This window comes from Lonsdalea quercina subsp. quercina (assembly GCF_000688655.1).
GTDB classification, from domain to species: Bacteria; Pseudomonadota; Gammaproteobacteria; order Enterobacterales; family Enterobacteriaceae; genus Lonsdalea; species Lonsdalea quercina.
In genome coordinates this window covers 1-14,442 of sequence record NZ_JIBO01000015.1, presented here as the reverse complement: position 1 = coordinate 14,442, position 14,442 = coordinate 1, and the positions used below count along the sequence as shown (strand labels likewise).

12 protein-coding genes and 1 rRNA gene are annotated in these 14,442 nt (G+C 56.6%); 9 read left to right on the top strand and 4 right to left on the bottom strand.

What is annotated here, in order from left to right:
• Positions 1 to 68: 68 nt before the first annotated feature.
• The gene (gene viaA, locus RZ35_RS13305) at positions 69 to 1,541 is read right to left on the bottom strand and encodes an ATPase RavA stimulator ViaA (protein ID WP_026743753.1); all 1,473 of its coding nucleotides are present in this window, start codon (positions 1,539 to 1,541) and stop codon (positions 69 to 71) included.
• A 6-nt stretch (positions 1,542 to 1,547) separates the two neighbouring features.
• Entirely contained in the window at positions 1,548 to 3,044 is a 1,497-nt protein-coding gene (gene ravA, locus RZ35_RS13300; RefSeq protein ID WP_026743752.1) for an ATPase RavA, read from the bottom strand.
• A 233-nt stretch (positions 3,045 to 3,277) separates the two neighbouring features.
• Between ravA and kup the strand changes: the two genes are divergently transcribed.
• Positions 3,278 to 5,146, top strand: coding sequence for a low affinity potassium transporter Kup (gene kup / locus RZ35_RS13295; protein ID WP_026743751.1), 1,869 nt, complete (start codon positions 3,278 to 3,280; stop codon positions 5,144 to 5,146).
• On the opposite strand, the gene qseC is transcribed toward kup, so the two are convergent.
• Both qseC and qseB read right to left on the bottom strand, forming a co-directional pair.
• A complete protein-coding gene (qseC, locus tag RZ35_RS13290) occupies positions 5,143 to 6,513 on the bottom strand; it encodes a quorum sensing histidine kinase QseC (protein WP_026743750.1) in 1,371 nt (456 codons plus the stop codon). The two genes, kup and qseC, sit on opposite strands and share 4 nt — an antisense overlap.
• The gene (gene qseB, locus RZ35_RS13285; protein ID WP_026743749.1) at positions 6,510 to 7,172 is read right to left on the bottom strand and encodes a quorum sensing response regulator transcription factor QseB; all 663 of its coding nucleotides are present in this window, start codon (positions 7,170 to 7,172) and stop codon (positions 6,510 to 6,512) included. Before qseB ends, qseC begins: the two co-directional genes overlap by 4 nt.
• A 219-nt stretch (positions 7,173 to 7,391) precedes the next feature.
• On the opposite strand from qseB, the gene RZ35_RS13280 reads away from it, so the two are divergent.
• The 8 genes from RZ35_RS13280 to RZ35_RS13245 all read left to right on the top strand — a co-directional run.
• The gene (locus RZ35_RS13280) at positions 7,392 to 7,793 is read left to right on the top strand and encodes a YgiW/YdeI family stress tolerance OB fold protein (protein WP_026743748.1); all 402 of its coding nucleotides are present in this window, start codon (positions 7,392 to 7,394) and stop codon (positions 7,791 to 7,793) included.
• Positions 7,794 to 8,005: 212 nt separating this feature from the next.
• On the top strand, positions 8,006 to 8,425 hold the full coding sequence (rbsD, locus tag RZ35_RS13275) for a D-ribose pyranase (protein ID WP_026743747.1): 420 nt from the start codon (positions 8,006 to 8,008) through the stop codon (positions 8,423 to 8,425).
• A gap of 7 nt (positions 8,426 to 8,432) precedes the next feature.
• Positions 8,433 to 9,941, top strand: coding sequence for a ribose ABC transporter ATP-binding protein RbsA (gene rbsA / locus RZ35_RS13270; protein ID WP_026743746.1), 1,509 nt, complete (start codon positions 8,433 to 8,435; stop codon positions 9,939 to 9,941).
• Between the two features lie 7 nt (positions 9,942 to 9,948).
• Positions 9,949 to 10,917: a ribose ABC transporter permease gene (gene rbsC / locus RZ35_RS13265; RefSeq protein ID WP_026743745.1), complete on the top strand. Its 969-nt coding sequence runs from the start codon at positions 9,949 to 9,951 to the stop codon at positions 10,915 to 10,917.
• 26 nt (positions 10,918 to 10,943) lie between these two features.
• The gene (gene rbsB, locus RZ35_RS13260; protein WP_026743744.1) at positions 10,944 to 11,834 is read left to right on the top strand and encodes a ribose ABC transporter substrate-binding protein RbsB; all 891 of its coding nucleotides are present in this window, start codon (positions 10,944 to 10,946) and stop codon (positions 11,832 to 11,834) included.
• A gap of 64 nt (positions 11,835 to 11,898) precedes the next feature.
• Positions 11,899 to 12,825, top strand: coding sequence for a ribokinase (rbsK, locus tag RZ35_RS13255; protein WP_026743743.1), 927 nt, complete (start codon positions 11,899 to 11,901; stop codon positions 12,823 to 12,825).
• A 3-nt stretch (positions 12,826 to 12,828) separates the two neighbouring features.
• Entirely contained in the window at positions 12,829 to 13,842 is a 1,014-nt protein-coding gene (gene rbsR, locus RZ35_RS13250; RefSeq protein ID WP_026743742.1) for a ribose operon transcriptional repressor RbsR, read from the top strand.
• Between the two features lie 417 nt (positions 13,843 to 14,259).
• Positions 14,260 to 14,442, top strand: a 16S ribosomal RNA gene (locus RZ35_RS13245); the annotation flags it as partial.

Here is a 14,442-nt window from a genome sequence, read left to right as displayed (position 1 = left end):
GTTTTACTGCGAATGCTGGATTGAAGCAACGTCTATCACGGAGGAGTCGGAAAAAACCGAGCGGGTGTTCAGTTTTTCGTATGATGCAGGCGACGTTGCAAACGGCTTTTCAGACCGGTATTGAAGCGCCAGATATGGTCGAAAATAGTTAAGATGCCCGGTTTCCCGTGATCGGACATCGCCACCGCATGAAAACGATGATGATACTGACGCTGGCGCCGACGGACTTCCGTGATCAACGGCTCGGGAAGACGCTGGGCGATAAAGTCCGAGATCATGACGGCATCCGCATCCTGCCATTGCCGACTGGCCATGATATCTAGCAGGGCGGCGATGCAGTCCGCCATGTCCGTACCGCCGCGGAACGACTGATTAAGAAAACGAATCGCTTCATCCAGACCGTTGGCGGACGTCAGCTCGTAGCTCACGACGCCCGTCGAGAACAGAATGATGTAGCAGCGGCGGTTATCTTCCAGCGCGATACGCATCAACGCCAGACAGAAGGCTTTGGCGCAGCGTTCATTGAAACCGCCCATCGAGCCGGAGGTATCCACGCAGACGATGAAGGGGCCGCGCGGCTGCTGCTCCTGATTTTGATGAACGACTGGACGCTCCTGAATCTTTTCGCGCCAGCCTTCGCCCTGCAACCGGTAAGTGAGCAGTCGGTGTTCCGCCAGGCGGCGATAAAACTCGTACTCCAGTTCGTCGACGCCAAGCGTCGACAGTTCAGTCGGGATCAGCCGCAGAATATCGTCACTCTGGTGGATGCCGCTGACCTGTTCCGGCGTCAAGGACGGCTCGCGAATCCTCACCTTGAACGGTTCGAGCGGCGTCGTCTGGCTGAGTACCGTTTTGGTTGCATTGCTGCGGCCCAGGCGTTCCGCCAATTGCTGAAGCTCGGGCTGTTGCTGCAAGAAGGCGCTGGTGGCGAGCAGCGGTTGCAGAGCCGGGGTCAGGCGCTTTCCAACGCTGAGATCCCATAGACGGCCGGCGGCGGTGTCGTTTTCCGCCAGCACCGGAATCAGTGATTCGGTGACGGTGAGACGCTGCTGTAACTCCTCCAAAAGCGTATCCCGCTCCTGATCGACGATTCGATGATGCAGTTCCAGCGTCTGCTGTGTCAGGCTGGCGCGCCAGCGCTGGATAAATAACGNGTGTAATCCCGCGCTCATCTCATGGTCGGCGGCATCCGGCGAGTGGCGTAGTTTGTCCGCCTGAGCCAGAAACGGCGAATTGACTTCTTTCAGCAGGGTCATCAGCTCCGGCAGGCGGGATGGCAAAGTATGGCGNCTGGTGGCCAGCGCCCGTTGGTAGCCTTCCACTTCCTTTTCGAGTTCTTCCGGGGCCGCGGTGGTATGGAGCCGCTGCTGCAACAGCGTTTTCCACCTGGGGAGATCGTTCATGACGGCGGATTTTAGTCGCGGGTGCTTTTCGAAGAACATCGCCAGTTGCGGCGTCGACAGCAGCGTGACGAGCATATCGTCCAGGAGATGGTTTTCATCGATTGAAAGCAGGAGTTCCAGCGATTCCAGCGTCAGCATTGGGGATTACTCCTGTCGAGACTGTTCTATCTGTTCATCGACCAGCCGCAGGCTTTCTTCAATCCTTGCGAACCACTCTTTAGGGACGAACAGACAAGGCTGATGCTGCGAGAAGCGGCGCTGCTGTTCCTTGAGCTGAAGTTTTAGCGTGTCGTACTGCTGTACCAAAGACTCGGGCAGCTTGATGTTGTTTTTGTCCGGCAATGAAAGCGTGGTGCTCTGGAGGCTGATGTCATGGACCACCAGATGCTGGGCGTCGTCCACTTTCATATCAATACGCTGCCCGAATCCAAGCCCATTGAGTTTGGCGCGAATCTCTCCTCCGGCATTCAGCCAGTGCGACAAAGCCTTGGTCTCGAAGACCAGATGGGTGACCGTTCGGTCATTCAGCACCAGCGGGGTTCGCAGCACCAGCGTCAGTGTCTCGTCGGCGAGGGTTTCAGGCAGCGTGTAATGCGGCTTGCGAGCGAAGAAATTCCCCTGTTTTTCCACCCGAAAGGCCTGAAGCTCNCTCTGTTGCTGTTCATACTGCTGCCGTTCGAGATTGAGCTGCTGGAGTCGGTAAAGCAGCGTCTGCTGCTGGTAGGCATGCTCGGTCATCAGTTGAATCATCAGCTGTTTCACCAGATCGTACGAGGTATTGTCGTGCCACAGGCAATCTTTGAGCAGGATGATATCCACCGGCGTGATGTTGTCCCGCCCGCTGAAGAAGGCGCTGGCCTGAAGCAGACGAATAGCTTTTTTCCACCGGCGATCGGAGACGTAGGGCGCGTTTTCCTGCGAGTCCAGCAGCTGGCGTAGTTGGAAAATTAAATNGAAGCACGCATCCGGCAACGTTATCTGATTAATAAGTGATTGCCACTTCACATACTCTTCGCCGCTGATGCTCAAGGCGTCGCTGACCGGATTCTCGCGTTCCCCGTTGCTGGTGGTCAGCATGGCCCGGAAGTTCTGTTTATCCTGCACGCGGCCGAGCCACAGGCGGATCAACATACGGTCGTATAGCGCTTCCAGACTGCTGTCGGCTTCTGGCAGTTCGTTAGAGGCGGTGACCAGCAGGCGCATGGGAATAGGCTCTTCGCTGTCGCCATTGCGAAAACGTCGTTCGTTGATGGCGGTCAGCAGGGTATTCAGTATTGCCGGACCCGCCTTCCATATCTCATCCAGAAAAACGATTTCCGCTTCCGGCAGGNAGCCTGAGGTCAGACGCTCGTAGCGTCCTTCGTCTTTCAGCGCCTGGATAGACAACGGTCCGAAGACTTCTTCCGGCGTGGAAAAACGCGTCATCAGATATTCGAAAGCCCGGGAGTCCCTGAACGCATATTTCAGACGGCGGGCGATAAGGCTTTTCGCAATCCCCGGCGGACCAAGTAAAAAGACGCTTTCTCCGCTGAGCGCGGCCAGCAGGCATAAGCGTATGGCATGTTGTCTTTCATACAGACCGTGTTCGAGGGCTTGGCTCAGGCGGGCGATTCGGTCAGCCAGCGCGGTGGGTTGTATCATTATTTATCCATCATTGCCGTCAATCACGGTTTGAGATTACCAGTCTGGCAGGAGAATTATTAGCTGATTATGGGCATTGTTAGCCGCGTTAATCAATAATTGTCCCGTAAACGAAACGGTAAGGCGGGTTTTAAAAATGGGCTTTTAGCGTGATTTGTGCATACTGAGCGTTTTTGGGGCCGCTCAACGAACGGGTGGTTCTATGTGTTAATGGACTATAGAAGATAGGCTTTATGAATTCAGAACATAAACGTCCATTGCCAGCAATTACGCTGGCAGCTATAGGGGTAGTATACGGCGATATCGGTACTAGTCCTCTCTATACGCTCAGGGAATGTTTGTCCGGGCAGTTCGGTTTCGGGGTGGGATCAGATTCTGTCTACGGGTTTCTGTCGCTGATTTTCTGGTTGTTGATACTCGTCGTTTCAATGAAATACCTGAGTTACGTCATGCGGGCGGACAACGCCGGGGAAGGGGGCATATTGACGTTGATGTCTCTGGCCGGGCGCAACACCACGGACCGGGTCACGGCGATAGTCGTTATTATGGGGTTGATCGGCGGCAGCTTTTTCTACGGCGAAGTCGTCATAACACCGGCTATCTCAGTGATGTCGGCGATAGAGGGGTTGGATATCGTCGCGCCCTCATTAGAATCTTATATTGTCCCCGTTTCCATCGCCGTTCTGACGCTGCTGTTCATGATCCAAAAACACGGTACTGGACGCGTGGGGAGTCTGTTTGCGCCGGTGATGCTGGTATGGTTCCTGACGCTCGGCATTCTCGGCGCGCGCAGCGTGATCGATAATCCGCAGGTCTTGCAGGCGCTAAACCCGATGTGGGCCGTGAATTTCTTCGTCAAATATAAGATGGTGTCGTTCTTCGCGCTGGGCGCCGTGGTGCTGGCCATCACCGGGGTGGAAGCCTTATATGCCGATATGGGCCACTTCGGCAAACTCCCTATTCGTATCGCCTGGTTCCTGGTGGTGCTGCCATCATTGATACTTAACTATTTCGGTCAGGGCGCGCTGCTGCTGAAAGATCCCGAAGCCATTAAAAACCCCTTCTTCCTGCTGGCCCCTGACTGGGCGCTGATCCCGCTGTTGGTACTGGCCGCCTTAGCGACCATCATCGCCTCGCAGGCGGTCATCTCTGGCGTTTTCTCCCTTACCCGTCAGGCGGTTCGTCTCGGTTATTTGCCGCCGATGAAGATTGTGCACACCTCCGATATGGAGTCCGGGCAAATCTATATTCCGGTGATCAACTGGCTGCTGTATGTGGCGGTCGTGTTAGTGATCGTCAGCTTCGAACACTCGAGCCGATTGGCTGCGGCGTATGGGATTGCGGTGACTGGCACGATGGTGCTGACCAGTATTCTGGTGTGTATCGTCGCGGTCAAAAACTGGCACTGGTATCGCTATGTGGTCTATCTGATGTTGGCGTTACTGCTGATGATCGATGTGCCGATGTTCCTGGCCAACGCCGTGAAAATTTTCTCTGGCGGCTGGTTGCCTCTGGCGCTGGGCATGGTGATGTTCATCATCATGACCACCTGGAAGAGTGAGCGTTTCCGGTTGATGAGGCGGTTAAATGAACACGGCAACTCGCTGGAGGCGATGATTGCTTCACTGGANAAAAACCCGCCGGTACGGGTGCCGGGCACGGCGGTTTATTTTTCCCGCGCCACGCACGTCATCCCCTTTGCGTTGCTGCATAACTTGAAACATAACAAGGTGTTGCATGAACGCGTGGTTCTGCTGACGATGAGGACCGAAGATGCGCCGTACGTGCATAACGCTCGCCGGGTAACGGTCGAACAGCTTTCTCCGTCCTTCTGGCGCGTTATCGCCAGCTATGGGTGGCGGGAAACGCCTAATGTGGAAGAGGTCTTCCACCGCTGCTGGCAGGACGGCCTGACCTGTCAGATGCTGGAAACCACTTTCTTCATGTCTAACGAATCGCTGATTATGGGAAAACGGCCTTGGTATATGCGCGGTCGCGGCAAGCTGTTCATGATGCTGAGCCGCAACGCGCTGAGAGCTGCAGACCAGTTCGAAATACCGCCTAACCGGCTGATTGAGCTTGGTATCCAGGTGGAAATCTAGTGACCTCGGGTTAGTGGCCAGGTCAGCTGGGCGGAGAATCCGCCGCCCGGCAGATTAGCGAACCGTGTCGTCATACCATGCAGGTGGGCGATCCGGTTCACTATCGACAGGCCCAGTCCGCTTCCCGAAGCTTCCTGACCGGGCGGACGAAAGAAGCGTTCGCCCAATCGCTGCAAAATCTCCTCATGTACGCCCGGCCCTTCGTCGGCCACTTCCAAACCCTCCCTCGTTAACATGATGCGCACGACGCCGCCTGTGCCGTTACTGCCATAACGAAGGGCATTATCCAGCAAATTGCGCACCAGCAGCGTCAACAACAACGCATTGCCCGCCGTTTCTACGGGCGTTTCCGGCATAGTGAGCTTCAGCATCATGCCCTGACGCCGGGCTTCCTCGGTCTGATCGGCGACGGCCTGCTGAAGCAGCGGCTGCCAATGCACCGTTTCCGAAGAGGCAGGATTGTCGTCGACGTCGAGACGAGAAAGGGTCAGCAACTGATCGACCAACCGGGCCGCCCGGTCGATGCCCGCGTCCAACTGACCGAGCGCGCGTCGACGCATCGCGTCATCGTCATGAGCCAACTGGACCACTTCGGCCTGCACCTTCAGCGCGGCTAACGGGCTGCGCAGTTCATGGGCGGCATCGGAGGTGAAACGACGCTCCCGCGTCAGCATGGCGTTGATGCGGGCGAACAGGCCGTTCAGCGCATCTNCCAGCGGGCGCACCTCTGGCGGAACTCTCTGCGCNCTGATGGGCGAGTCGTCGTCGGGACGGCGCTGTCCGAGCTGGCGCGCGATAGGCGTCAGCGGCCGCAGCTCATAGGTGACCAGCAGGAACAGCAGGATCAGCATCACTGGCAGGGCGGCCAGCCAGGGCGTGAGATTGGTTTTTACGATATCGAGCGCCATATCGTGACGATATTCCACCTCCTGCCCGACGGCCACCACATAGCGTTTATCCGGCATGGTCAGCCAGACCAGCCGCCAGAGATCATCGTCGTCGTGCAATTGGCCGGTGGTGAAGCCATCGTGTCGATAGTCCGAGAACAGAAACCGTTTGCCGTTATCGTCATCACTCAGTACCCGCTGTCCGTCGGTCCGGAAAATGGCGAAGGCCAGCGCATCCTCATCCTGTTCGCCTCGCGCCTTTTTCGTGATTTGCCGGGCGGCCGGTAGCGCCTGAGGTTGGAGATCCTGCGGCGTGAGGGTGGCCAGCCGTTTGGCGAACAGGAGTTGCTGGGTATCGAACAGCTCGTTGATGTTATGCCGAGTCTGTTGCCAGGCCAGTATGGCGGCTGCGCCCCAGCACAGCAGCGTTAGCAGCATAAATCCCAGCAGCAGACGCAGGCGCAGATTCAAACGGCTCATGGGGCCTCTCCCAGTCGGTAACCCACGCCGTGGACGGTTCGAATGACATGGCTGCCCAGTTTTTTGCGCAGATGATGAATGTGGACTTCCACGGCGTTGCTGGAGACGTCATCGTCCCAGCCGTACAGCTTTTCCTCCAACTGAGCGCGCGTCAGGATCCGACCTGCGTTCATCATGAACAGCTCCAGCAGCGCCAGTTCGCGCGNCTTCAGCTCGACCGGCCGACCGTCGACGGTGACGGCGCGCGTTCCCGGCTCTAACGCCACGTTATCGTAGACGAGCTTTGGCCGCAGCTCGCCGTGACGGCGGCGGATCAGCGCCTGTAGCCGAGCGGCCACTTCGGTGAGGGCGAACGGTTTGCACAGGTAGTCGTCTGCGCCCTCCTGCAATCCCTGAACCCGATTTTCCAGCGCGTCGCGCGCGGTCAGAATCAGTACGGGGATTGTCTCCCCGGCCTGCCGCCAGCGTCGCAGAATGACCAGACCATCGATTTCGGGCAGGCTCAGGTCCAGCACCACCGCGTCGTAAGGGGCGGCGTGCAGCGCCTGCATACCCTGTTCGCCTTGCACGAACCAGTCGACGCTAAACCCCAGTTTGGTCAATCCGGCTTTGATGCCGTCGCCTATCAGCCGGTCATCTTCTATCAGCAGTATTCTCATTTTTTTCCACCTTGCGTTGGGGGGATGTTATCGGGGGACGGTACTGACAGAACAGCCCAAAGGTTCGGAAATGTGGCGCAGACCACCGTATGGATAAAGATAACGGATGATTGGCTATCCTTAAGATCCTGTTAAGAAGATTTTGTTTAAGTGGCGCTGTAAGGCAAATGAAACGCAGTTTTACCCTACGGCAATCAAATATTAATAAGGAGTCTTTATATGAAAAAAACAGCAGCGTTATTCGCTATCACCGCACTGTGCGCCGCCCCGGCTTTTGCCGCTCAGACCGGCGGATTTGTGGAACCTAATGCCTCCTCATCCCCGGCACATTCCGCCGGCGGGTTTTCCGGTCCCGACGGTAGCGTGACGACGGTAGCGAAAGCCAAAGAGCTGAAAGACGACAGTTGGGTGACGGTGCGCGGCCATATTGAACGCCGCGTCGGCAGCGAGGATTATCAGTTCCGCGACGAAACCGGCACGATAACGGTCGAGATCGACGACAAATACTGGAACGGCCAGAACGTGACGCCGACCGACAAGGTGGAGCTGCAAGGCGAGATGGATAAAGGCTTCAATTCGGCAGAGCTGGATGTCAAACAGGTGAAGAAAATCCAGAACTGACACGTCTCGAACACCTCTCCTTTCCGGGCGGGTTACCCCGCCCCTCTTCGCATCCTTTCACTTTCCTCCACCTTTCTTACGGTCTCTCCGCTGTTTTTATGGTGTGAGCGAAACGTTTCGATAGCGATCACATTTTGGTTACATCATGATTGTCTTCCCAGCCCCGTTTGCTCATTATCCGGGCAAGCGAAACGTTTCGCTGAGGGGGAATGATGAAAAAAGGTGTGTTGCTGAATACCGCGATTTCTGAGGTGATAGCTCGTCTGGGTCATACCGACAGCATCGCGATCGCGGATGCCGGACTGCCGGTGGCGGAGAAGATTCTCCGCATCGATCTGGCGCTCACCCACAACGTGCCCGAGTTTATGCAGGTCGTGGCGGCCGTGACTGAAGAAATGCAGGTGGAAGCGGCCATTCTGGCCAAAGAGATCATCGAGAACAATCCTCGTATTCACGATGCGCTATTGCAGCATTTACTCCAGCTTGAACAACGTCAAGGCAATACGATTTCGCTTCATTACGTCACCCATGACGCATTCAAACAGCAAAGCGCTCAAAGCCGGGCCGTGATCCGCAGCGGGGAGTGCTCCCCTTATGCGAACGTCATCCTGCGCGCGGGCGTCACTTTCTGAGGCCGCTATGCAACCTTTACTGCAACTGCACGGCATCACCAAATCTTTTCCGGGCGTTAAAGCGCTGTCTGGCGCGGGACTGAACGTTTATCCGGGCAAAGTCATGGCGCTGGTGGGCGAGAACGGCGCGGGTAAGTCCACGCTGATGAAGGTGTTGACCGGGATATACCGCAAAGACGCCGGGAGCGTGTGTTTCCTCGGCGAAGAGGTGGCCTTCAGCGGGCCTAAAGCGTCGCAGGAAGCGGGGATTGGCATCATCCATCAGGAACTGAATTTGATCCCGCAGCTCACCATCGCGGAAAACATCTTCCTGGGGCGTGAATTCACGACGCCGCTGGGCCGCATCGACTGGAAGCGAATGTATGCCGAAGCGGATCGCCTGTTGCAGCGTTTGAATCTGCGTTATGACAGCCGTCGTCCGGTGGGAGAGCTGTCTATCGGCGACCAGCAAATGGTGGAAATCGCCAAGGTGCTCAGCTTCAAATCCCGGGTTATCGTGATGGATGAACCCACGGATGCGTTAACCGATACCGAAACCGCCTCCTTATTCAGCGTCATCGGCGAGTTGACAGCGCAGGGCTGTGGGCTGGTTTACATCTCTCATCGCCTCAAGGAGATCTTCGAGGTCTGCGATGACGTAACGGTGATGCGTGACGGGCAATTCATCAGTGAGCTGCCCGTGGGCGATCTGCAGGAAGAGCGGCTGATCGAGATGATGGTGGGCCGCAAGCTGGAAGATCAATATCCCCGCCTGGCTCAGGCGCCGGGCGCGATCCGGATGAACGTCGATCGGGTCTCCGGGCCGGGCGTACTGCCGGTCAGCTTTACCTTGCACAGAGGCGAAATTCTCGGTGTTTCCGGCCTGATGGGCGCGGGACGCACAGAGTTGATGAAAATCCTCTACGGCGCCCTTCCCCGCACCGGCGGCACGCTGACGCTGGAGGGGCGGGACGTGGTGACTCACTCACCGCAGGACGGTTTGGCGAACGGCATCGTCTATATTTCCGAGGATCGCAAGCGCGACGGTCTGGTGCTCGGTATGTCGGTAAAGGAAAACATGTCTCTGACGGCGCTGCGTTATTTCAGCCATACCGGCGGAACGCTGAAACACGGTGAAGAAGCGCAGGCCGTGAGCGACTTTATCCGCCTGTTTCATATCCGAACCCCATCGATGGAGCAGCCTATCGGATTGCTCTCCGGCGGCAATCAGCAAAAAGTGGCGATAGCGCGCGGACTGATGACGCGGCCGAAGGTCCTGATCCTCGATGAGCCGACGCGCGGCGTGGACGTCGGCGCCAAAAAAGAAATCTACCAGTTGATTAACCAGTTCAAGCAAGAAGGGCTGAGCATCATTTTGGTGTCGTCCGAAATGCCCGAAGTTCTGGGGATGAGCGATCGTATCATCGTGATGCACGAAGGGCGGCTGAGCGGCGAGTTCTCCCGCGATGAAGCGACGCAGGAAGCGCTGATGGCGGCCGCCGTCGGAAAACAACACTACCGCATAGAGCAGGAGTAAGGCCGATATGAGCACTCACACTATCATCGCAAAGCGCCGGTTCGGCAAAGCGTGGCTGCTGGAACAAAAGTCGCTGATCGCGCTGCTGATCCTCATTGCTGTGGTGTCGGCGCTAAGCCCCAACTTTTTCACTTTGAACAATCTGTTCAATATTCTCCAGCAGACGTCGGTGAACGCCATTATGGCGGTGGGAATGACGCTGGTGATCCTCTCTTCGGGCATTGATTTGTCCGTCGGGTCGCTGCTGGCGTTGACCGGCGCGGTGGCGGCGTCGCTGGTGGGAATGGAGGTCAATGCGCTGGTGGCGGTGTTCGTCGCGCTGGGGTTGGGGGCGGCGATCGGCGCTGGCACTGGCTTTATTGTTGCTAAAGGTCGCGTACAGGCTTTTATCGCGACGTTGGTCATGATGTTGCTGTTGCGTGGCGTCACCCTGGTTTATACCAACGGCAGCCCGATCAACGCCGGGTTTTCAGCGTCGGCGGACGTGTTGGGTTGGTTCGGCATCGGGCGTCCGCTGGGCGTGCCTACGCCTATCTGGCTGATGGCAGGCGTGTTTCTGGCGGCGTGGTATGTCCTTCATCATACCCGTTTCGGACGCTACATCTATGCACTGGGCGGCAATGAGGCGGCGACGCGTCTCTCCGGCATCAGCGTGGATAAGGTCAAAATTGCGGTATACGCGGTGTGCGGTCTGCTGTCGGCGCTGGCGGGCATTATCGAAGTCGCGCGTCTGTCGTCCGCGCAGCCTACGGCGGGATCGGGCTATGAACTGGATGCGATCGCCGCCGTTGTTCTGGGCGGCACCAGCCTGGCCGGTGGCAAAGGGCGAGTCATGGGGACGCTGATCGGTGCATTGATTCTGGGGTTCTTGAACAATGGGCTGAATCTGCTGGGCGTGTCGTCTTACTACCAAATGATCGTCAAAGCGGCCGTGATTCTGCTGGCGGTTCTGGTAGACAACAAAAGCAGTAAATAACCGTCATCTATATAGGAATCATCAAGATGAAAATTAAAATGCTTGTGACGTTGATGACCGCCGTTGCCTTAAGCGCAACGCTTGCCACGCAGGCGGCGGCCAAAGAGACCATCGCGCTGGTGGTGTCGACCTTAAACAATCCCTTCTTTGTTTCACTAAAGGATGGCGTCCAGAAGGAGGCGGATAAGCAGGGCTACAACCTGGTGGTGCTGGATTCGCAGAATAATCCAGCGAAAGAGCTATCGAACGTGCAGGACCTGACCGTTCGCGGCGCCCGGTTGTTGTTGATTAACCCCACGGACTCTGATGCCGTGGGAAATGCCATCAAGATGGCCAATCAGGCCAACATCCCGGTGATTACGCTGGATCGCGTTTCCAGCAGCGGTCAGGTCGTCAGCCACGTGGCGTCGGACAATGCCGCAGGCGGAGCCGCCGCGGCAGACTTTATCTCCGATAAGCTGGGTGAGGGGGCGAAGGTCATCCAGTTGGAAGGGCTGGCGGGAACCTCGGCGGCCCGCGAGCGCGGTCGCGGTTTCATGACCTCGGCGAAGCGACACCAGTTTGACATTTTGGCCAGCCAGCCAGCGGACTTTGACCGCACTAAGGGGTTAAATGTCATGCAAAATCTGCTGACGGCGCATCCGACGGTGAAAGCGGTATTCGCACAAAATGATGAAATGGCGCTGGGCGCGCTGCGCGCCTTGCAGACGGCGGGCAGGGATGATGTGCTGGTCGTGGGATTTGATGGCACCGAGGACGGGATAAAAGCGGTGAACGGTGGCAAGCTGGCCGCCACGGTGGCTCAGCGACCGGATCAGATTGGTATCATCGGCGTTCAGACGGCGGATAAAGTCCTGAAAGGTGAACAAGTGCCTGCGGTGATCCCCGTCGATTTGAAATTAACGACCAAACCCTAACGTCAAAGGGATGTATTGACGATACGTCGCGGCTTACGCGGCGTTTTCATTCGGAGAGCGTGTTATGAAAGCCGGAAAACTGGTGGTGCTGGGCAGCATCAATGCGGATCATATTCTCAATCTGACGCAGTTTCCTTTGCCTGGTGAAACGGTGATCGGTAAGCATTATCACGTGGCTTTCGGCGGCAAAGGGGCTAATCAGGCCGTCGCGGCCGGGCGCTGTGGGGCGGATATCGCTTTTATCGCCTGCGTGGGGGCCGACGATATCGGTCAACGTATTCGCCAGCAGCTGGCGGAAGACCGCGTCGACATTTCCGCCGTGGAAGCGGTTCCCGGCCAGACGACCGGCGTGGCGCTGATTTGGGTCAACGATGATGCTGAAAATATGATTGCCATTCACTCGGGGGCGAACGCGGCCTTAAGCCCAAGTGTGATGGCGCGGTTTCAGCAGAAAATTGCTGAGGCGTCCGCGCTGTTGATGCAATTGGAATCACCGTTGGAAACCGTGATGGCCGCTGCGGCGTTAGCGCGGCGACACGGCACCCGCGTCATCCTCAACCCCGCGCCTGCGCGTTCGCTGCCGGACGANCTCCTGACGCAGGTGGATATAATGACGCCCAACGAAACCGAGGCGCAGCATCTCACCGGTATCTGTGTTGAAACGGAGCACGATGCCCGACACGCCGCTCAAGTGTTGCATGACAAAGGCGTGAGCAGCGTCATTATTACGTTGGGACGTCGCGGCGCATGGGTGAGCGAACAGGGGCGCGGACGGCTGATCCCGGGCTTTCAGGTAGAGGCTGTCGATACCATTGCCGCAGGGGACACCTTTAACGGCGCGTTGCTGACGGCGCTATTGGAGGAAAAGTCGATGCTGGAAGCCGTTCGTTTCGCTCATGCTGCTGCTGCGATCGCAGTAACGCGACGTGGGGGTCAGCCGTCAGTACCGTGGCGTAATGAAGTTGAGGCTTTTTTGCAGGAACAGGAGTAATTCTTGGCAACGATGAAAGATGTCGCCAGAGTGGCGGGCGTATCCACGTCAACGGTGTCTCACGTTATCAATGGCGACCGTTTTGTCAGCGAAGCCGTGCGCGGGAAAGTCTTGCTGGCGGTTAAGCAGTTGAACTATGCGCCGTCCGCGCTGGCCCGCAGTCTTAAAATCAATCAAACCCGCACCATCGGTATGCTGTTGACGGCGAGCAGCAACCCCTTTTATGCAGAGGTTGTGCGCGGGGTGGAACGCAGCTGCTATGAGCGAGGCTACAGCCTGATCCTGTGTAATACGGAAGGCGACTCCGAGCGTATGAGCCGCAGTCTGGAGACGCTGTTGCAAAAACGGGTGGATGGTCTGCTGTTGATGTGCTCGGAGAGCTGCCCCCTCTCTCCGGACATGATGAGCCGATACCCTACAATGCCGACGGTCATGATGGACTGGGCGCCTTTCGAAGGGTGCGGCGGAGTCATTAAAGACAATTCGCTGCAGGGCAGTGAGATCGCAGTACAGTACCTGATAGCGCAAGGATATCGCCGTATTGCCTGTATCACGGGGCCGCTGGATAAAACCACGGCGCATAATCGTCTGGAGGGTTACCGGAAAGCGATGGACGATGCGGGATTGCCTCGTTTTCCTTTCTATGAGGTCTCCGGTGATTTCGAATTTGACTCCGGTTATCGCGCAATGCAGCAGTTGCTAACGTTAGATCAACCACCGGAAGCCGTTTTTGCCTGTAACGATGCAATGGCGGTGGGCGTTTACCGTGCGTTGCATCAGGCCGGGTTGTCCATTCCCGAGGATATGGCTGTGATGGGGTACGACGATATAGAACTGGCGCGCTATCTCTCTCCTCCGTTGACCACGATTCATCAGCCTAAGGATGAATTGGGTGAACTCGCTATCGATACACTGCTGTATCGAATGACGGATCCGGACTCTCCGCCGAATGTTTTGACGTTGACGCCGGAGCTGGCAGTCCGGGAGTCGGTAGGGACATATCGTCATCGTTGCTGACGGTGCGTGATTTATAGACGATATGGCGGTAAATCGCGGTTTTTACATCCGCTTTGGGTAAAAAAAATCCACTCGATAATATTTTTCATATTAACGCTTGTCAGCCCGAAATAACTCCCTATAATGCGCTCCCACTGACACGGCAAAGCGGACAACGCGACGCGGTGACAGTCGGAGAAAAACGAAGAAAGTCGTTGACTCTGAATGAGGCAAGCGTAGTATACGCGGCCTCACGTTAGTCGCCACGGCGGCAACGAAACGCTCTTTAACAATTTAATCAGACAATCTGTGTGGGCACTCACAAGACACTATCGCAATCAGATACGAAAAAGTCTTGAAGAGTGAACAACAGTTAATTCATTACGAATGAACAGTAAATTCTTTGAGCATCGCTATTAACTTAGCAAATCAAGCTTTTAATTGAAGAGTTTGATCATGGCTCAGATTGAACGCTGGCGGCAGGCCTAACACATGCAAGTCGAGCGGCAGCGGAAGGAAGCTTGCTTCCTTGCCGGCGAGCGGCGGACGGGTGAGTAATGTCTGGGGATCTGCCCGATGGAGGGGGATAACTACTGGAAACGGTAGCTAATACCGCATAAC